Here is a 19,290-nt window from a genome sequence, read left to right as displayed (position 1 = left end):
GCGGTTCCTCCCGAGGAAGACGAAACACTTGTTCCGTAACGCATGCTACGCAACACTCGTTCTAGTGGTGCGACGCACTGCGGAGGGAGCCGACGATGGCCCTGGAGACACCGCCCGCCCGGGGACCGGTCGCGGACGCGGCCGCGCAGGCGGGACTGCTGGTGGTGTTCGCCGCGCGAACCGCGCGCGCCGGGGTGCGGGCGGTGCTGGGCCGGCGGCTGGCCTGGCGGGAATGCCTGGAGCAGTGCTGGTTCCTGGCCGCGGTGAGCGCGCTGCCCGCGGTGCTGATGACGATCCCGCTGGGCGTGCTGGTGGCGGTGAACATCGGTTCGCTGGCCGGGCAGCTCGGCGCCGAGGGTTACGCGGGAGCGGTGGTCGCGTTCGTGGTGGTGGGCCAGGCCGCGCCGCTGGTGTGCGCGTTGATGATCTCCGGGGTGGGCGGTTCGGCGATCTGCGCCGACCTGGGTTCGCGCAAGCTGCGCGAGGAGACCGAGGCCATGGAGGTCATGGGTCTGTCCACAGTGGAACGGCTGGTGGTGCCCAGGGTGCTCGCCGCGGTCGTGGTGACGGTGTTGCTCAACGGCGTGGTGATGGCCGTCGGGATCGGCGCGACGCTGTTCGTGCACGTGCTGCTGGGCGGTTCCTCCGGCGGTTTCCTCGCGACGCTGACCGCCTACGCCGACCCGGGCGGGTTCCTGGTCGCCGAGGTGAAGGCCGGGGTGTTCGCGGTGCTGGCCGCGCTGGTGTCGGCGTTCAAGGGGCTCACCGCCCGCGGCGGCCCCAGCGGGCTCGGCGACGCGGTGAACGAGGCCGTGGTGATGGCGTTCGTGCTGGTGTTCGTGGCGAACACGGTGCTCACCGAGCTGCACCCGCTGCTGCTCCCGCCGAAGGGCGAGTTCTGATGGCCGGTCCGCCGGCCCGCGCGGTGCGGCGCGGTTCCGCCCGGCGGTGGCGCGGGCTGGGCGACCTGCTGGTCGCGTTCGGGGTGCAGGCCACCTTCCACGTCCGGGCCGTGCTGGCGGTGCCGCGGGTGCTGGTGCACTACCGCAGGCACGTGGCGCGGCAGGTCGCGGAGATCAGCTTCGGCTCGGCCTCGCTGTTCGCCGGGGGCGGCACTATCGGCGTGATCTTCGCGATGTCCTTCGTGGCCAGCACCCAGGTGGGGCTGGAGGGCTACCGGGGGCTCGACCTGATCGGCCTGACGCCGATGTCCGGGCTGATGTCGGCGATGGTGAACACCCGGGAGCTGGCGCCGCTGGTCGCGGGCGTGGCGCTGGCGGCGAAGGTCGGCACCGGGTTCACCGCGCAGCTCGGCGCGATGCGGATCTCCGACGAGATCGACGCGCTGGAGTCGATGGCGGTGCGCTCGCTGCCGTTCCTGGTCAGCACCCGGATGGCGGCGGCGTTCATCTCGGTGGTCCCGCTGTACCTGGTGGGCCTGTTCGCCTCCTACCTCGCGACCCGGGTCGCGGTGGTCGTGGTGCAGGGGCAGTCCGGGGGCACCTACGACTTCTACTTCCAGCTGCTGCTGAGCCCGTCGGACGTGGCGCTGTCGCTGGCGAAGGCGGTGGTGTTCGCGATGGTGGTGACGCTGGTGCACTGCTTCTACGGCTACTACGCCACCGGAGGCCCGGAAGGCGTCGGCCGCGCCGCCGGGCGGGCGCTGCGGGCGAGCATCGTGGCGATCACCTTCACCGACATGGTGCTGACCCTGCTGTTCTGGGGGCTGAGCCCCAGCCTGCCCGCGCTGGGGGTGCGCTGATGGTGGACCTGTCCCGCGGCGGGGTGAGCCGGAGCGCGCTGGCGGTGCGCGGTCTCGGCGGGGTGCTGCTGGTGCTGGGCGCGGCGGTGCTCGCGGTCCTCGGCGGTGCGGGGGCGTTCCGGCAGGCGCCGCTGGTGCACGCGAGCGTGCCCGCCGCGGCCGGACCGGTGCGGGAGGGGTCCGCGGTGCGCTACCGCGGGGTGGTGGTCGGCGAGCTCGCCGAGGTGGTGCCGGACGCCGCCGGTGCGCGGCTGGTGCTGCGGATGGATCCCGCCGCGCTCGCCGCAGTCCCGGCCGCGGTGCGGGTGCGGGTGCTGCCGAAGACGCTGTTCGGCGACCAGTACGTGGAGCTCGCCGCGCCGGACGCCACCGGGCCCCGGCTGGCGGCGGGCGACCGGGTCGAAGCCGACGCGGGGCCGGAGGCGGTGCGCATCTACGCGGCCTACACCCGGATGTTCGCGCTGCTGGACTCACTGCGGCCCGCCGAGCTGCAGGTGGCGCTGGGGACCGTGGCGGATGCGCTGCGCGGTCGCGGCGCCGAGCTCGGTGAGACGATCGACGGGCTGCACGAGCTGACCGGGCGGATCGACCCGGCCCGCACCGCCGGCCGGATCGGTGAGGTCGCGGGGCTCGCCGACCAGCTCGCGGACGCGGCCCCGGACCTGCTGGCCACCGTCGACGACGCGGTGGCGCTGTCCCGGGCGGTGGTGGCGCAGCGGGAGAACCTGACCGAGCTGCTCGACGCGGGAACCGAGCTCACCGAGCGGTCGCAGCGGTTCCTGGACGAGAACGGGGCGCGCGCCGTGCAGGTGGTGCGCACCGCGGAACCGGTCTCGGCGGTGCTCGGCGGGAACGCGGCCGGGATCACCGCGACGCTGCACGAGCTGCGGGAGTTCACCGCGAACGCGAGCCGCACCTTCGTCGACGGGCGCTTCCAGATCCGCGCGCCGGTGACGCTGGACGACCCGCACCCCTACGACGCGGCGGACTGCCCGCGCTACCCGGGGCTGGACGGGCCGGACTGCCCGCCACCGTCCGCGGCCGGGGGAGCGGTCGGCCCGGTCGGATCCGCCGCGGAGAAGGCCGCGCTGCGGGAGGCGTTCCCCGTCGAGTCCACATCGGACGGTGGGCCGGAGCTGGTCGGCCTGCTGGCCGGCCCGGTGCTGCGCGGCACGCAGGTGGTGCTGCCATGAGGCTCGCCGCCACCGCCGCCAAGTTCACCGCCTTCGTCCTGGTCGCCGTGCTCTGCGCCGTGCTGGTGGTCAACACGCTGAACCACCCGCTGGACGGCGCCACCCGCGCCTACCGCGCCGAGTTCACCGACGTCCAAGGCGTCCGGCAGGGCAGCGAGATCCGCATCGCCGGGGTCCGCGTCGGCGCCGTCACCGGCGTGCGGCTGCGGGACGGGACCGCCGTGGTGGACTTCGACGTCCTCGCCGAGCAGCCGCTGCCCGCCGACACCCGCGCCGCCGTCCGCTACGCCGACCTGCTCGGCGGCCGGTACCTGGCCCTCGACTCCACCGCGCGCGGCGGGCCGGAACTCCCCGCGGGCGCCACGATCCCGCTGCAACGGACCCGCCCCGCCTTGGAGCTCACCGCGCTGATGAACGGATTCCGGCCGCTGTTCGACGCACTGGACCCGCAGCAGGCCAACCGCCTCGCGCACGAGCTGATCGCGGTGTTCCAAGGCGAAGCCGGCACCCTCACCGCGCTGCTGGAGCGGGTGGTGTCGGTGACTTCCGGGCTCGCCGAACGCGACCAGGTCATCGGCGAGGTGCTGGGCAACCTGAACGCGGTGCTGCGCACCACCGGTGAACACCGCGCCGAGCTGCACGCGCTCATCGGCAGGCTCGGCGACCTGACCTCGGCGGTCGCCGCGGACCGGGAGCGCATCGCCGGAGCCCTCGACGCGGGCGGGGCACTGGCGAACTCGGTGCGCGGCTCGATGGACCGGATCACCCCGGGGCTGACCCGCGACGTGGACGCGCTCGGCGAGCTGTCCCGCGGCTGGGTCGCCGAGCAGCACCGGTTCGACACCGCCGTGCAGGGGCTGCCGGAGCTGGTGACCCGGTTGAACCGGACGCTGGACCACGGCAGCTGGGTCAACATCTACGTCTGCAACCTGCGGTTGTCGGTCGCCGGGGCGCAGGTCGACCTCGGCGGCGGCCCGCACTCGGAGGTGTGCCGATGAGGCGGCGATCGGCGTGGCGGGACGACCCGCTCGTCACCGGCGGGGCGGGCATCCTGGTGCTGCTGCTCGTGCTGGGCGGCGTGATCGCGGTGCCGCAGCTGTCGTTCCTGTGGCGGACCCGGGAGTACACCGCCGAATTCGCCAACGCCGCCGGGCTAGCCGACGCCCAGGTGCACGTGGCCGGGGTGCCCGCCGGCCGGGTCACCGGGCTGGAGCTCGCCGGAGACCGGGTGCGGGTGGTGTTTAGGCTGGACGCGGGGCAGCGGCTCGGCACCGCCACCTCCGCCTCGGTGCGGCTGGCGACCGTGATGGGCGCCCGCTACCTGGCCGTCGAACCGGCCGGCGCGGGGCGGCTCGACGCCGGGGCGGTGATCCCGCTCGACCGCACCCGGGTGCCGTACAGCCTCGACGAACTCGGCGCCGCCGCCACCGGCACCGCCGAGGAGCTGGACCTGGGTGCGCTGCGCGAGATGATGCGCACCGCGGGCGAGGCGATGCCCGACGACCCGGAGCTGGTGGGCCGCGCGCTGGACGGGATCGCCGGGGCCGCGGCGCTCGTCGACCGGCACGACGAGCAGCTCGACGCGCTCCTCGATGGCGCGCGCGGCACCACCGACGCGCTGGTGCGCCAGCAGGACGTGCTGGTGCGGCTGCTCGGCGACGCCGACCTGGTCGTGCGCACCCTCACCGAACGCCGGGACGTGGTGCTGCGGCTCATCGACGACGTGGACGCGCTCAGCGCCCGGCTCGACGAGTTCCTCGGCGCGAACTCCGCCAAGCTCGGGCCGCTGCTGGGCGACCTGCGGGAGATCACCGCCGCGCTGCACCGCGACGAGCAGGCCATCGCCACCACCATCGCCACCCTCGGTCCCGCCGGGAGATCGCTGGCCAACGCCACCGGCAACGGCAGCTGGGGCGACGTGTCCGGGCCCGCCGGGCCGCTGCCGGACAACCTGCTGTGCCTGGCCGGACTGCTGGAGGGGTGCCGATGAGCCGGACGACCCGCGCGATCGCCCTCGGCTGCACCGCCGCGCTGCTGCTGGTCGGCGGCTGGTACGCGCTGCTGCGGCCCGAACCGGTGCGCGTCGTGTCCGCCGACTTCGCCACCGTCGACGGCATCTACCCGGGCAGCGCGGTGCAGGTGCTGGGCGTGCCGGTCGGACTCGTGGCGGAGGTGTCGCCGCGCGGGCCGGTGGTGCGGGTGCGGATGCGGATCCGCCCGGACGTGCCGGTGCCCGCCGACGCGCACGCCTACGTGCTGAGCCCGCAGCTGATCAGCGACCGGTTCGTCGAACTCGGACCCGGGTACACCGGCGGGCCCCGGCTCGCCGACGGCGGCGTGATCCCCGCCGCACGCGCGCACGCGCCGATCCGCTGGGACGAACTGATGTCGTCGCTGGACACCGTGCTCACCGCACTCGGTCCGGACGGGCTCGACGAGCAGGGCGACCTCGGTGCACTGCTGCACCGGGCGGCGACCGCGGCCGACGGCAACGGGCCGAAGCTGCGCACCGCGATCGACCGGCTCGCCGGGGCCACCGGGGTGCTGGCGGGGGACGGGGAGCGGATCGGGGCGCTGATCGGGAACCTGGATTCGCTGGTGCGCGCGCTGTCCGTGCATCGGTCCACAGTGGAATCCCTGGCGGCCGGGGTGCGGCAGGCGGGTGCGGACTACGACGCCGAACGGCTGCACCTCGACGAGACCATCGGCAGACTGACCCGCGCGCTCGCCGAAGCCGACGCGCTGGTCCGCGAGCACGGCGAGGACCTCACCGGCAGCGTCCACGACCTCGCGGGCACCACCGGCCAGGTCGCCGCGCAGCGCGAGCAGCTCGCCGAACTGCTCACCCAGCTGCCGCTGGTGTTCGGCAACTTCAGCCGCGCCATCACCGATGACGAGCGGCTGCGCATCCGGCTGAACATCTCCACCTCCCTCGACCAGTTCCCGGCCACCGCCCGGTTGTGCGAGCGGATCCCGGTGCCGCTGTGCTCCGCGCCCGGCCTGGTCAACCCGATCCCGTTCCCGCCGGAGCTGGACCCGCTGCACGCCCTGCCCGGAGGTGGCCGATGAGCACGGCCAAGCTGCTGCCGCTGCTGCTGGGTGCCGCGCTGCTGACGAGTTCCTGCGGGCTGAGCCTGCACGAGCTGCCGATCGGCGGCACCGGCGGAACCCGGATCTCCGCGGTGTTCGACGACGTCTCCGACCTGCCCGTCGGCGGGGCGGTGCGGATCGGGCAGGACACCGTCGGGCAGGTCCAGGGACTGTCCACGCGGGACTTCACCGCGGTCGCGGTGCTGCGGCTGCGGCCGGGGCTGCGGCTGCCCGCGGACACCGCGGCCCGGCTGGAGCTGACCTCGGCGCTCGGCGAGCAGTTCGTCGTGCTGGAACCGCCCGTGCGACCGGCCACCGCCGAGCTGCTCGCCGACGGGGACACCATCCCGCTGGACCGCACCGCCCGCGGCCCGGACCTGGAGAACACCCTCGCCGCCCTCGGCACCGTGCTCGGCGGCAGCGGTCTCGACCAAGCCCGCACCATCGTCACCGAGCTCGACACCGCGCTCGGCGGGCGCGAAGCGCAGGTGCGGGACCTGCTGCACCGGCTGGACGCACTGCTGTCCGAAGTGGACTCGCACCGCGCGGAGTTCGACACCGCCATCGACTCGCTGCACCGGCTCTCCACCGAGACCGCGGCGCACACCCCGCTGCTGGAGGCCGCGCTGCACGACCTCACCCCGGCCGTGGACGTGCTGCTGGGGCAGCGGGAGCGGTTCGACCGGCTGCTCACCGGCGTCACCGAACTCGGCCGCAGCGGCGACGGCATCGTGCGCGAAGCCGGGCCCGCGTTCGCCGCGCAGCTCGACGCGCTGCGGCCGGTGCTGGACTCGCTGGCCGGGTTCAACGGCGACCTCGCCGACACGCTCACCTCGCTGCGCACGTTCCAGCAGCGGCTGGGCAGCGCCATCCCCGGCGACTACCTGAACCTGGACGGCACCCTCGACGTCTCCGGCAGCCTGCTGCCGCTGCTGACCGGGCGGCCGCCACCGGTGCCCGGGCCGGCGCTCGTACCGCCCGGATCCGCCGCCGACCTGCTGACCGGAGGCACCCGATGAGCCGCGCCGTGCTGATCCAGCTCGTCCTGTTCCTCGTCATCGGGCTCGGCTGCGCCGCGTTCGTGCTCGACACCGCGCTCGGCCCGCGCGCCCTCGGCACGCCCGTGCGGGTGGCGGTGCGGATGCCGGACGCGGCGGGCCTCGCCGCCACCTCCCAGGTGACCTACCGCGGCGTGCGCACCGGCACCGTCGAGTCCGTCCGGATCGACCCCGGCGGCGACGGCGTCACGCTGCGGCTGCTGCTGGATCCGGGCAGCCGCGTCCCGGCGGACACCACCGCGCGGATCAGCATGGACACCCCGATGGCCGTGCAGCACCTCGACCTGCGGCCCGGCACCGGCGCCCCGCCGTACCTGCGCGACGGCGACGTGATCGGCGCCGAGCGCACCAGCACCCCGCTGCCGCTGGAGACCCTGCTGGTGCGCGCCACCGACCTCGCCGAGAGCATCGACCCGCACGACGTGCGGGTGCTGTCCGAGGCCGCCGCCGAGCTCGACGGCACCGCCCCGCAGCTGCGGCGCATCCTGGACGGCACCCGCGACCTCACCCGGCTCGCGGTGGAACGGGAACCGCAGCTGGCGAACCTCGCCGAGCAGGGGCCCGCACTGCTGGACCAGGCCGACGGGCTGCCCGAGCTCGCGGCCTCGGTGCGGGAGCTGGCCGACCAGGCGCGCGCGCAGGAACCGGCGCTGCGCCACCTCGCCGAGACCGCGCCCGGCACAACCCGGGCCGCGGCCGACCTGCTCGCGCGCGGCGAGCGGGACGCGGGCGCGCTGCTCGGCAACCTGATCGCCACCGGGGAAGTGCTCGGCACCCACGTTCCCGCGCTGCGCGAGACGATGACCGCGCTGCCGCGGGGGCTGTCCGACCTGGCGAGCATCGTGCACGGCGACGTCGCCGACTTCTACCTCGTCGCCGCCCAGGGGCCCGCCTGCTACTACGGCACCGAACGGCGTCCCCCGACCGACACCGCCCCGCGCGCACCGCGGCTCGACTGGAGCTGCGCGCCGGGGCCGGGCCTCGAACAGCGCGGCGCCGACAGCGCGCCGCGCCCCCGGACACCGGCCGCCGAGCCGGTGCGGCACCCGGCACCGGGTGCTCCCGCCGCCGCGGAGCCGAGCGCGGGCGGCGGGGTGCTGGGACCACGGCCGTGGTCCTCGATCATGTTCCAGGGAGTGCGATGAGCGGCGAGACGGCGACCGGCCAGAACGGGACCGGACGGATGCGGGGGCACAGCGCGGAGCCCGTCGTGGAGTCCACTGCGGAATCCACCGCGGAATCGGCTGCGGGCTCCGGCGCGGAGCCTGCCGTGGAATCGGCTGGGGAATCGGCTGGGGAATCGGCTGGGGAATCGGCTGCGGAGCCGATCGTGGAGTCCACTGCGGACACCACCGCGGCCGGTGCGGCGAGCGGCACCCCGGAACCCGCGCGGCGACGGCGGCCCGGCGGCCGGGCGGTCCTCGCCGCCGCGGTCGTCCTGCTGCTCGGCGGCCTCGCCACCACCGGCTGGCTGCTGCACCGGCGCGCCACTGAGGACGCCGCCCGCGCCGGCGCGCTCGCCGCGGGCCGCGAGTACGCGCTGGCGCTGACCACCTACGACCACCAGGACCTGGCCGGGAACTTCGACCGCGTCGCGCAGCACTCCTCGCCCGCGTTCGCGCGGCAGTACCAGGAGGTCAGCGACGGGCTCACCCAACTCATCCAGCAGTACCAGGCCACCTCGAAGGGCGAGGTGCTGCACGCGGGCGTGGCCGAATCGAGCGCGGACCGCGCGGTGCTGCTGCTGTTCGTCGACCAGACGATCACCAACACCAACAGCCCCGAACCGCGGGTCGACCGCACCCGGATGCGGCTGACGCTGGTGCACTCAGGGGACCAGTGGCTCATCGACGACGTCCAGCTGATCTGACCGGTACCGCGGAGTGCACGTGCGGGTCCCGCTCCGCTCGGAGCGCCGGCGTTCCGGCCGGGTCGAGAGGGCGCCGGTTGGACCCGGCCGCCACGCCGGACGCGACGTGGGGGTGGCAGCGGATCTCGGCTAGGCGGGCGTGGAGTGGGGGACGGTCGTCGCGGTGAAGAGGCGGACGGCGCTCATGGTGCGACGTCTCGGGTCGGAGATCCGGGGTGCGTTCGACCGCATCGACGCCCTCGCGAACAACGCGGGCGCCATCTTCGGCGAACGCACCGTGACCGTCGACGGCAACGAGAAGACCTTCCAGGTCAACCTGCTCGCGCCGTTCCTGCTCACGCACCTGCTGCTGGACCGGTTGCAGGCCGGGGACGGTGTCGTGGTCAACACCTCGAGCGTCTCGGCCAGGCTCGTGGGTCGAGTCGACGTCGATGACCTGAACCACGAGAGGACCTACACCCCGATGCGGGCGTACGGCGATGCGAAGCTCGCGAACATCCTGTTCGCCCAGGGGCTGCACGCCCGCTACCGCGACGCCGGGATCAACGCCGTCTCGTTCGACCCGGGTAACGTGCGGACCGCCTTCGGTGCCGAGAACAACAACATCATGACCCGGCTGATGTACCGGACCCCCTTGTCCCGGCTCGCCCTGATCTCGCCGGAGAAGGGGGGATCGAACCTCGCCCACTTCCTCGCCGGCGCCCCGGGGATCGACTGGCAACCCGGCCGCTTCTACTCCCAGCAGAAGCTCGCCACACCGCGGCAGACGAACCCGCAGGTCCACGACGACGCGCTCATCGATCGCCTCTGGCGGAGGACCGCCCCGCTCGTCGGCCTCCAGTCCTGAACGTCGTCGGGGCTGCGACCCCCGTCCCGGCTCCGCGAGTCGCGGTCGAGGTATCCGGTCCGGGCAGCCGCTCGGTCACCACCGGTCGTCGGATACCTCGCCCCTGTTCGGGACGGGGCCGCGCGTCCGGGCGCGGGTGCGCCCGCGCGGATCATGACCGGCCGCGGTCAGCTGGTCTTCTCACTCGGTGCCGGGAACGGGCACCCGCGGCGGAGCCACTTCGGGTCGAGGTCGCTCGGCGGCGGGGGCGCGCCGAGGTCCTCGGGCGTGTAGCCGTGCGGGTAGTTCGGGTAGGTGCGGCTCTTCGGGTCCTGCGTCAGCTTCGAGATCCGCCGCTCCGGCAGCAGCCGCACCACCGCCGACCGCGCCTTCAGCCCACCGCGCGCCGCCGCCCCGACCCACGCCGGTGCGGCGCGGAAGCCGAACGCGGTGAGCATCGGTTCGTCCAGCAGCGCCCGCACCCCCAGCCCGACCGCGGGCCGCAGCGGCTTCGGGAACCACGAGCAGAACAGGTCCATCGTGTAGCGGCCCACGGCGTGGTTGGTGTCCGAGTAGCGGAAGTGCTCCCGCTCGTACTCGTCCTTGAACCGGCGGAACTCGGCGAAGGTCGGCGGGATGTCCTTGATGCCCATCCGCTTGCCGACGGCCAGGAAGTAGTGGAACGCCGCGTCCCGCTCGTGCGGGTGCAGCGGCCGCCAGCCGAACCGGTCGATCCAGTCCACCGGGTCGTAGACGAACGTCGACAGCACGTAGAGCATGTCGTCGTTGGAGATCACGTACCGCCCGTGCGCCCGGTTGATCACCCGCAGCGCTTGCTTGCCGCGTTCGGAGTCGTAGCCGTGCTCGGCGATCTCGGTCATCAGCAGCGCGGTGTCGTCGTAGCGCTGCTGCGGCCGCTTCTCGAACTCGCCGGTCGCGGCCAGCAGCGCCGAGATGCTCGGCACGCAGTACGTCCGGAACAGGGCGAACTCCAGCGCCCGCTGGTAGTCGAAGGGGAACTCGCATCCCGCCGAGATCTTGTAGATCTCCTGGTGGTCGGTGACCGGGTCCAGTTCCGCGATGCGCCGCAACCAGGTGCGTGCCATTGCCAACCTCCTCTGCGGGCCGGTTCCGGCCGAGCCCTCGACGGGTGCAACGAGACGGGCCCGCCGGGTATGACGGAGGCTACTGCGGTCGCGGCGGCGGGATCGGGAGATCGGCCCGCGGCGCCGAGGTCGCAGCAGGGGCCGGTCCCGGACGTCCGCGCCGGGGCCGTCTCGAACCGCCCGCGCCGGGGCCGTCCCGAACGCCCGCACGGGGCCGTCCGGGCAGCCCGCGGTGCCCTCCCGGGCAGGTGAGCGGGCCCGCGACGACCTTGCGACCCCGCTCGCGAGCGGCGGAGACTCGTCGGGAGCCGGGTGGCTCCGCGCGCTGGGGGAGGTGGCCGTGCGACACCACGAACGTGCACCCGCCGGGCGGGAGCCGGGCGCGGTCGTGCACCGATCGGCGGCGCCCGAACTCGACGGCGGTCCGCGGCAGGCCCGCCTGGTCGCGCTCCAGCGCACGCTCGGCAACGCGGCGGCGGCCGACTGGGTGCGGCGTTCCCGGGGCGAGGCCGTGCAACGGACCGGAACCGGCGCCGCGGAACGCACCGAGAACGCCGCGGCAGCGGGCCACGGCGCCGCACCGGAGCGAGCCGGGCGGGACGGCGTCGAGGAGCGCGAGCGGCGGCTGAGCGAGGAGTACGGCATCCGGATCGGGCCGCCTCCCGGCGACCGGGGGCACTTCACCCACGCCGAGCTGGACCGGATCGTCACGGCGCTGGCCACCCTGCCGAGCGAAGACCTGGGTCCGAACGAGCAGCTCGTCGCCATCGAACCGGACCCGGGCGGCGCGCGCGCCAGCGCCTACGACGAGGACGAGCGCACCATCGGCATCGTGCGCCCGATCCTCGCCGGGGGGATCCGCGCACCCGGCTGGTTGTACGCGCGGCTCAACCGGGGTTCCCACTGGCAGCGCCGCCTGATGGACCACGGGGCGTTGAGCGGGATGAGCGGCGTCGGCCTGCGCCAGGACCACCGGCTCGGGATCCGCCCGGGGCGGCGGCACGTCATGGCCGGCGTCTCGGACGAGCTGGCCCACGGGAACCTGCTGGAGTGGACCGTCCGCCACGAGGTGGGCCACTCCGTCGACGCGATGGTCGAGTGGTCGGTCGAGCTCGCCGCCCAGGAGCGCTTCGGCGGCTGGCGGGTCCACGGCGGCGACGCGGACGGCGAGGTCGCGAGGGCGGCGCTGCGGAAGGCCGATCTCCTCGACGTACTCGGCGGGCTGCGGCAGGCGGCCGCCGTGAGCACGCTCTCCGCGTTGATCCGCACGCCGGAGGTGCGCGAGAACGGGGACCGGCTGCACGCGTACTTCGAGCGGTTCAAGGCGCTCTTGGCGCCGCCGGAGTTCGAGCGGCGCCGGGACCTGGCGCTGCGGTTCGTCCGGCTCGCCCTCGCGCAGCCCTGGTCCCTCGACGACGGCGGCGCGACCGTCCTCGACGTCGAGGGGCGCACTTACCACGTGGACCAGTACGACGACTGGGTCAGCTACTCGACGGCGCAGCGCCGCGCGCACGCGCTGTCCAACTACCAGTTCTCGACCCCGAAGGAATGGTTCGCGGAGGCCTACGCCGCCTGCTACGACCCGGAACCCGGGGTGGGGGACCGGCTTCCGGCCGAGGTGCGCGCCTGGTTCGAGGCACGCCGCGGGAGTGGTGGTTCCGGGTGAATCCGGCGCCGCGCGGAGCAGTTCCGCGGGCGGCGCCGCTCACGCCGATCGGTTCGGCGGCAGCGGCGGGAAGCCGACCGGTCCGCGCTGCCCGAGGCGCTGCACGGCGGCCTGGAAGTCGGGTGCCCGCAGCGATTCGCCCATCAGCCGCACCGATTCGGCGACGGCCCGCGGTCCGTCGAGGTCGAGCCCGCGCCACACCTGCTGCTTGATGATCGCCATCGACCGCGGTGAGCAGTGCGCGGCGAGCCCGCGGGCGTACTCCTGGGCGGCGGGCAGCACCTCGGCCCGCGGCAGCACGTGCTGCGCCAGGCCGAGCGCCGCCGCCTCCGCCGCGTCGATCTTGCGGGCGGACAGCAGCAGGTCCATCGCGGCGCCCACGCCGACGAGCCGGGGCAGCAGCCAGGCGGTGCCGTACTCGCCGATCAGGCCGAGCCTGCTGAACGCGGTGGACAGCCGCGCGCCCTCGGCCAGGAACCGCACGTCGGCGAACAGCGCCTGCGCGAGCCCGAGCCCGGCGGCGCCGCCGTTCACCGCCGCGATCAGCGGTTTCCGCAGCGTCATCGGCAGGTGCGGCGGATGTCCGAGCGCGGTCTCCAGGTCGGGCGCGTCGTCCCCGGCCAGCAGGTGCAGGGCGTCCGGCGCGGCGCCGCTGCAGAACCAGTCGCCGTCGCCGGTGACCACGATCGCCCGCACCTCCGGGTCGTCGTCGGCTTCGGCGAGCGCGGTGTAGTAGGCGGTGAACATCGCGCCGTCCATCGCGTTGCGCTGCTCCGGCCGGGTGAAGTGGACGGTGCGCACGCCGTCGCCGGTGCTGGTGCGGATCCCGGTGCTGCCGGTCATGCCGGGCCTCCTCCGAGGCTGAGGTCGGATCGGCCGCGCTCGCCCGGCCGTGATCCACTCTTCGCGGTCAGCGCTGACCGTAGCGGATGCGCGGCCGCGTGCGGGAGGACCGGTGCTCGGCGGCGCCCGGCCTATCCTGTGCCGGGAACGCGGCGCGAACGCGCCGGGACGAGCGTGCCGGGAGGTCGGGCCAGTGGCCGAGACGAAGCCGGGTGGGACCCGGCCGCGGAACCGGCGGGAGCTCATCATCGCCGCCGCCTCCCGCCTGTTCTACGAGCAGGGCTACGCGCGGGTCGGCGTCAGCGACATCGCGGAGGCCGTCGGGGTCGGCCCGTCCGCGCTGTACCGCCACTTCAAGGGCAAGCAGCTGCTGCTGCACCGGGTCGTGCTCGACCACCTGCACCCGTTCGAGCGGGTGCTGGGGGCACGCTCCGACGACCTGGACGCGGTGGTGCGGGAACTGGCCGCGACCGCGCTGGACCACCGCGAGCTCGGGGTGCTGTGGCAGCGGGAGGCCCGGCACCTGCCCGCGGAGGACCGCGACGAGCTCAAGGACCAGCTGCGGGTCGTCGCGGGCGGCCTCGCCGACCTCGCCCGCTCCTGGCGGCCCGACCTGGCCGAGGAGGACGCGCGGTTCCGCGGCTGGTGCCTGTTCAGCGCGTTGACCAGCCCGTCGTACCACCGCGTGGAGCTGCCGCGGGCCCAGTTCGAGGCGCTGCTGCGGGACGTGATCGTCACCGTCGCCGGGCTGCCGCCGCTGCTGTCCGGGCGCGGGGCGGCCATTCCGGACGCGGATGCGCTGCTGCTGCAGCGCGGCGGTTCGTCCCGGCGGCGTCAGCTCCTGTCCGCGGCGACCCGGCTGTTCGCCGAACGCGGCTACGCGGCCGTGACCACCGAGGAGATCGGCGCCGAGGTCGGCATCGCCGGGCCCAGCGTCTACAACCACTTCGCCAGCAAGCAGGAGCTGCTCGACGCGGTGATCACCCGCGGCTCGGCGTGGCTGGAGATCGACCTCGGCCGGACCCTGGTGCGCCGGCCCGACGCGGCCGAGGCGCTGCGCGCGCTGCTGTGGTCCTACATCACCTTCGCCCTCGACCACGGCGGGTTCATCGACATCCTCGTCGGCGAGGTCGGGCACCTGCCCGACCACGAGCGGCACCGGGCGCGGCAGACCCAGCACGAGTACGTGACCGAGTGGGTGGCGCTGCTGCGCGAGGTGCGCCCGGAGCTGGACGCGGCCACCGCGCGGGTCCTGGTGCAGGCCACGTTGACGCTGGCCAACGACATGGCCCGCACCGGCACCGTCCGCGCCCCGGAGGCGGTGCGCCGGGTCGGCGCCGCGCTGATGTTCACCAGCGGCTCGGAGCCCCACTAGCGGCTGTTCACTTCTCCGGACCGTGGTGGTCGTGAACCAGCGCTTTCCCGGCCCGGCGCCGGGTAGGGCCTGCTCACTTCTCGGTTGACTCGCCGGACGTCCGCGGATTAGCCTCCGCTCGGGGAACCCGGGTCAGCCCGGGTTCCGGTCGTGCCGACGCGGTCCGCCCGCCGGATCGGCGCGCACGGCCGCGGAATCGTCCACGAGCGAGGAATGGCGGTCGCAGGAGCGATGAGCAGCGCGACGGAACCGGTGGGCGTCCCGCCCGCGGAGGAGCCGGACATCCACACCACCGCCGGCCGGCTGGCGGACCTGTACCGGCGCAACCACGAGGCGGTGCACGCGGGTTCCGACCGGGCCGTCGAACGCCAGCACGCCAAGGGCAAGCTCACCGCCCGCGAGCGCATCGACCTGCTGCTCGACCCCGGTTCGTTCGTGGAACTCGACGAGCACGCCCGGCACCGCTCCACCAACTTCGGCCTGGACGCCGACCGGCCCTACGGCGACGGCGTCGTCACCGGCTACGGCACCGTCGACGGGCGCAAGATCTGCCTGTTCTCGCAGGACTTCACCGTGTTCGGCGGCTCCCTCGGCGAGGTGTTCGGCGAGAAGATCGTCAAGGTGATGGACCTGGCGCTCAAGACCGGCTGCCCGCTGGTCGGCATCAACGACTCCGGCGGCGCCCGGATCCAGGAGGGCGTGGCCGCGCTGGGGCTCTACGCGGAGATCTTCAAGCGCAACACCCACGCCTCCGGCGTCATCCCGCAGATCTCGCTGGTCGTCGGACCGTGCGCGGGCGGAGCGGTCTACTCCCCGGCGATCACCGACTTCACCGTGATGGTCGACCAGACCTCGCACATGTTCATCACCGGGCCCGACGTGATCAAGACGGTGACCGGGGAAGAGGTCAGCTTCGAAGAGCTCGGCGGCGCCCGCACGCACAACTCCCGCTCCGGCAACGCGCACTACCTGGCCTCCGACGAGCAGGACGCGGTCGACTACGTCAAGGAACTGCTGTCGTTCCTGCCGTCGAACAACCTCTCCGACCCGCCCGCGTTCGACGCGGACGCCGAGGCCGGGTCCATCGCCGACGGGGTGGGGGAGTCCGACCTCGAACTCGACGCGCTGGTGCCGGATTCGCCGAACCAGCCCTACGACGTCAAGGAAGTGCTCACCCGCGTCCTCGACGACGGCGAGTTCCTGGAGGTCTCCGCGCTGTTCGCGCCGAACATCGTCGTCGGCTTCGGCCGCGTCGAAGGGCGCAGCGTCGGCGTCGTGGCCAATCAGCCCACCCAGATGGCGGGCACCCTCGACATCGACGCCAGCGAGAAGGCCGCGCGGTTCGTGCGCACCTGCGACGCGTTCAACGTGCCGGTGCTGACCTTCGTGGACGTGCCCGGGTTCCTGCCCGGCACGGACCAGGAGTGGAACGGCATCATCCGGCGCGGCGCGAAGCTGCTCTACGCCTACGCCGAGGCGACCGTCCCGCTCGTCACCGTGATCATCCGCAAGGCCTACGGCGGCGCCTACGACGTGATGGGTTCCAAGCACCTCGGCGCGGACATCAACCTGGCCTGGCCGACCGCGCAGATCGCGGTGATGGGCGCCCAGGGCGCGGCGAACATCCTCTACCGGCGCAGGCTGAAGGAGGCCGCCGAGCGCGGCGAGGACGTCGAGGCGCTGCGCGCCCAGCTCCAGCAGGAGTACGAGGACGCCCTGTGCAACCCCTACGTGGCGGCCGAACGCGGCTACGTGGACTCGGTGATCCCGCCCTCGCACACCCGCGGCTACCTGGCCCGGTCGCTGCGGATGCTGGCGGACAAGCGCGAGTCCCTGCCCGCCAAGAAGCACGGCAACATCCCGCTGTGAAGGAGCCGCGATGAGCAGTCCGGACGAGAACGCGCCGCGGCTCGACGTGCTGACCGGCGAGGACGACGGCACCGGGGCGCTGCCGCGACCGCTGCTGCGCGTCGTGCGCGGCAGCCCCACCGACACCGAGCTGGCCGCGCTGACCGCGACGATCACCGCGCTCGACGCCGCCGCACCGGCCGCGGAACCGCGCGGGCCCGTGTCGTACTGGGCGTCCCGCGCGGACCGGCTGCGGTTCGGCCCGGCGCAGGGCGCCCCGCGTCCCGGCGAAGGGGCGTGGCGCTACTCCACGCGGCCGCGCTGATGCGCGCCGCACCCGGCGCCGCGCGCGCCCCGAAGAACGACCGGCCGGTTCCCGCACCGGGACCCGCCGGGACACGACCACTGCGTACAGGGATGGTGTGAACACCATGGGGTTGAAGAAGGTTCTGGTGGCCAACCGCGGCGAGATCGCGGTGCGAGTGGTGCGGGCGTGCCGGGACGCCGGCATCGCCTCGGTGGCCGTGTACGCCGAACCGGACGCCGACGCGGTGTTCGTCCGCCTCGCCGACGAGGCGTTCGCGCTGGGCGGCACCACCGCCGCCGAGTCGTACCTGGACTTCCAGAAGGTGATCTCCGCGGCGACCCGCGCCGGGGCGGACGCGGTGCACCCGGGCTACGGCTTCCTGTCCGAGAACGCCGACTTCGCGCAGGCCGTGCTGGACGCCGGGCTGGTGTGGATCGGCCCGACGCCGCAGGCGATCCGCGACCTCGGCGACAAGGTCACCGCCCGCAAGATCGCGCTGGCCGCCGGGGCGCCGCTGGTGCCCGGCACCGAGGACCCGGTCGCCGACGCCGACGAGGTCGTCGCCTTCGCCCGGGAGCACGGGCTGCCCGTGGCCATCAAGGCCGCGTTCGGCGGTGGCGGCCGCGGCCTCAAGGTCGCCCGCACGCTGGAGGAGATCCCCGAGCTGTTCGACTCCGCGGTGCGCGAGGCCGTGTCGGCCTTCGGCCGCGGCGAGTGCTTCGTGGAGCGCTACCTGGACCGGCCGCGGCACGTCGAGGCCCAGGTGCTCGCCGACCAGCACGGCAAGGTCATCGTGGTCGGCACCCGGGACTGCTCGCTGCAGCGCAGGCACCAGAAGCTGGTGGAGGAGGCGCCTGCCCCGTTCCTCAGCGACGCGCAGCGCGAGCAGATCCACACCGCCGCCCGCGCCATCTGCGCGCAGGCCGGCTACCACGGCGCCGGAACCGTCGAGTTCCTCGTCGGCGCCGACGGCACCATCTCCTTCCTGGAGGTCAACACCCGGCTGCAGGTCGAGCACCCCGTCTCGGAGGAGACCACCGGCCTGGACCTGGTGAACGAGCAGTTCCGCATCGCCGCGGGCGGGCACCTCGACCTGGACGCCGACCCCACTCCGATCGGCCACTCCATCGAGTTCCGGATCAACGGCGAGGACCCGGGCCGCAACTTCCTGCCCGCCCCGGGCACCGTCACCCGGTTCGTCGCCCCCGCCGGACCCGGGGTGCGGGTGGACGCCGGCGTGGAGTCGGGCAGCGTGATCGGCGGCCAGTTCGACTCGCTGCTGGCGAAGGTGATCGTCACCGGCGCCGACCGCCCGCAGGCCATCGCGCGGGCCCGCCGCGTGCTGGAGGAGATGCAGGTCGAGGGCATCGCCACCGTGCTCCCGTTCCACCGCGCCGTGCTGCGCGACCCGGCGTACGTCGCCGAGACCGGCCTGGAGTCGTTCACCGTGCACACCCGGTGGATCGAGACCGAGTTCGACAACCGGCTCGCGCCGTTCGACGACTCCGTCCCGCCGGAGGAGGAGGCCGGGCCGCGCCGCACGGTGATCGTCGAGGTGGACGGCCGCCGGGTGGAGGTCTCGCTGCCCGCCGACCTGGGCGGCGGCGCCGCACCGGCCGCGGCGGCGAAGAAGAAGCCCCGCAAGCGCGCCGCCGGTGGTGCGGGCGGGGCGGTCTCCGGCAACGCGGTCACCGCACCCATGCAGGGCACCCTGATCAAGCTCGCCGTGGAAGAAGGCGCGCAGGTCGCCGCCGGGGAGCTGATCGGCGTGCTGGAGGCGATGAAGATGGAGAACCCCGTGACCGCGCACAAGGACGGCACGGTCACCGGGCTCAGCGCGGCGCCGGGCGACTCGGTGTCGCAGGGCGCGGTGCTCTGCACGATCGAGGACTGATCGGGTCCCCGCCGGGTGGTGCGAGCCCGGCGGGGAGCCCGGTGGTGCGCCTTCGCACCGGGGTCGCCGGTCCCGCGCCCGCGGGAGATCCGACGGCGATTCCACTGTGGACGACGATGTGGTCGCGGCGGTGCGTGCGCCGGGAGCCGACACTCCTAGGAGGAACGATGGACGCGTTGTGCACCTGCCTGTGCCGCCAAGCCGGCCACCACGGCATCTGCCAGGAGACCCCCGAGCACGGCCTCCGGCTGCTCGCCCCGCAGCTCACCATGACCTCCACCGGCGAGGTGTGCCGCCCCTGCTACCAGGCCACGACCCGCCCCGCCGGCCGCCGCTTGCCGCAACCGGTCTGAGCCGGGGCTCCGGCGGCGGGTGCGCTGCTCCCGATGCGGGACTTTGGCCCATGTCAGCGGGACGGCCCGGCCTGCATCGTGGACCGCGCGGGGCATCGC

The 19,290-nt window shown here is 74.1% G+C and carries 18 protein-coding genes; 16 read left to right on the top strand and 2 right to left on the bottom strand.

What is annotated here, in order from left to right:
- The first annotated feature begins 95 nt into the window (after positions 1 to 95).
- The 10 genes from H1226_RS15005 to H1226_RS14960 all read left to right on the top strand — a co-directional run bounded on the left by H1226_RS15005 (position 96) and on the right by H1226_RS14960 (position 9,820).
- A complete protein-coding gene (locus tag H1226_RS15005) occupies positions 96 to 902 on the top strand; it encodes an MlaE family ABC transporter permease (RefSeq protein WP_258341268.1) in 807 nt (268 codons plus the stop codon).
- On the top strand, positions 902 to 1,762 hold the full coding sequence (locus tag H1226_RS15000; RefSeq protein ID WP_258341267.1) for an MlaE family ABC transporter permease: 861 nt from the start codon (positions 902 to 904) through the stop codon (positions 1,760 to 1,762). Before H1226_RS15005 ends, H1226_RS15000 begins: the two co-directional genes overlap by 1 nt.
- Positions 1,762 to 2,955 carry an MCE family protein gene (locus H1226_RS14995; protein WP_258341266.1) on the top strand — a complete coding sequence of 398 codons (1,194 nt, stop codon included), beginning with the start codon at positions 1,762 to 1,764 and terminating at the stop codon, positions 2,953 to 2,955. Before H1226_RS15000 ends, H1226_RS14995 begins: the two co-directional genes overlap by 1 nt.
- Entirely contained in the window at positions 2,952 to 3,953 is a 1,002-nt protein-coding gene (locus H1226_RS14990; RefSeq protein WP_258341265.1) for an MCE family protein, read from the top strand. Before H1226_RS14995 ends, H1226_RS14990 begins: the two co-directional genes overlap by 4 nt.
- Positions 3,950 to 4,945, top strand: a complete 996-nt coding sequence (locus H1226_RS14985) for an MCE family protein (RefSeq protein ID WP_258341264.1) — start codon at positions 3,950 to 3,952, stop codon at positions 4,943 to 4,945. The genes H1226_RS14990 and H1226_RS14985 overlap by 4 nt, the downstream gene beginning before the upstream one ends.
- Positions 4,942 to 6,024 (top strand): MCE family protein, encoded by a 1,083-nt coding sequence (locus tag H1226_RS14980; protein WP_258341263.1) that lies wholly within the window; start codon positions 4,942 to 4,944, stop codon positions 6,022 to 6,024. The genes H1226_RS14985 and H1226_RS14980 overlap by 4 nt, the downstream gene beginning before the upstream one ends.
- Positions 6,021 to 7,064, top strand: a complete 1,044-nt coding sequence (locus H1226_RS14975; RefSeq protein ID WP_258341262.1) for an MCE family protein — start codon at positions 6,021 to 6,023, stop codon at positions 7,062 to 7,064. Before H1226_RS14980 ends, H1226_RS14975 begins: the two co-directional genes overlap by 4 nt.
- Positions 7,061 to 8,248 (top strand): MlaD family protein, encoded by a 1,188-nt coding sequence (locus tag H1226_RS14970; protein WP_258341261.1) that lies wholly within the window; start codon positions 7,061 to 7,063, stop codon positions 8,246 to 8,248. Before H1226_RS14975 ends, H1226_RS14970 begins: the two co-directional genes overlap by 4 nt.
- A 185-nt stretch (positions 8,249 to 8,433) precedes the next feature.
- Complete coding sequence (locus H1226_RS14965) at positions 8,434 to 8,973, top strand: VirB8/TrbF family protein (RefSeq protein ID WP_258341260.1); 540 nt, start codon at positions 8,434 to 8,436, stop codon at positions 8,971 to 8,973.
- A 163-nt stretch (positions 8,974 to 9,136) separates the two neighbouring features.
- Entirely contained in the window at positions 9,137 to 9,820 is a 684-nt protein-coding gene (locus H1226_RS14960; protein ID WP_258341259.1) for an SDR family NAD(P)-dependent oxidoreductase, read from the top strand.
- A gap of 167 nt (positions 9,821 to 9,987) precedes the next feature.
- Here H1226_RS14960 and H1226_RS14955 read toward each other — a convergent pair whose 3' ends face one another.
- The gene (locus H1226_RS14955) at positions 9,988 to 10,905 is read right to left on the bottom strand and encodes an oxygenase MpaB family protein (RefSeq protein ID WP_224959135.1); all 918 of its coding nucleotides are present in this window, start codon (positions 10,903 to 10,905) and stop codon (positions 9,988 to 9,990) included.
- A gap of 340 nt (positions 10,906 to 11,245) precedes the next feature.
- On the opposite strand from H1226_RS14955, the gene H1226_RS14950 reads away from it, so the two are divergent.
- Entirely contained in the window at positions 11,246 to 12,571 is a 1,326-nt protein-coding gene (locus H1226_RS14950; RefSeq protein ID WP_258341258.1) for a hypothetical protein, read from the top strand.
- A 39-nt stretch (positions 12,572 to 12,610) separates the two neighbouring features.
- Here H1226_RS14950 and H1226_RS14945 read toward each other — a convergent pair whose 3' ends face one another.
- Complete coding sequence (locus H1226_RS14945; RefSeq protein WP_258341257.1) at positions 12,611 to 13,414, bottom strand: enoyl-CoA hydratase-related protein; 804 nt, start codon at positions 13,412 to 13,414, stop codon at positions 12,611 to 12,613.
- Positions 13,415 to 13,607: 193 nt separating this feature from the next.
- On the opposite strand from H1226_RS14945, the gene H1226_RS14940 reads away from it, so the two are divergent.
- From H1226_RS14940 to H1226_RS14920, 5 genes are all read left to right on the top strand, one after another.
- Positions 13,608 to 14,789, top strand: coding sequence for a TetR/AcrR family transcriptional regulator (locus tag H1226_RS14940; RefSeq protein ID WP_258341256.1), 1,182 nt, complete (start codon positions 13,608 to 13,610; stop codon positions 14,787 to 14,789).
- A gap of 231 nt (positions 14,790 to 15,020) precedes the next feature.
- A complete protein-coding gene (locus H1226_RS14935) occupies positions 15,021 to 16,658 on the top strand; it encodes an acyl-CoA carboxylase subunit beta (RefSeq protein ID WP_258341255.1) in 1,638 nt (545 codons plus the stop codon).
- 10 nt (positions 16,659 to 16,668) lie between these two features.
- Positions 16,669 to 16,962 (top strand): acyl-CoA carboxylase subunit epsilon, encoded by a 294-nt coding sequence (locus tag H1226_RS14930; protein ID WP_258341254.1) that lies wholly within the window; start codon positions 16,669 to 16,671, stop codon positions 16,960 to 16,962.
- Positions 16,963 to 17,068: 106 nt separating this feature from the next.
- Positions 17,069 to 18,838 (top strand): acetyl/propionyl/methylcrotonyl-CoA carboxylase subunit alpha, encoded by a 1,770-nt coding sequence (locus H1226_RS14925; protein ID WP_258341253.1) that lies wholly within the window; start codon positions 17,069 to 17,071, stop codon positions 18,836 to 18,838.
- 167 nt (positions 18,839 to 19,005) lie between these two features.
- The gene (locus H1226_RS14920) at positions 19,006 to 19,191 is read left to right on the top strand and encodes a hypothetical protein (protein WP_224959145.1); all 186 of its coding nucleotides are present in this window, start codon (positions 19,006 to 19,008) and stop codon (positions 19,189 to 19,191) included.
- Positions 19,192 to 19,290: the final 99 nt, after the last annotated feature.

The sequence above is a fragment of the Saccharopolyspora gregorii genome (genome assembly GCF_024734405.1).
GTDB lineage: Bacteria > Actinomycetota > Actinomycetes > Mycobacteriales > Pseudonocardiaceae > Saccharopolyspora_C > Saccharopolyspora_C gregorii.
Note: the sequence above shows the minus strand (reverse complement) of the source record. Positions and strands in the feature narration are given on the sequence as shown.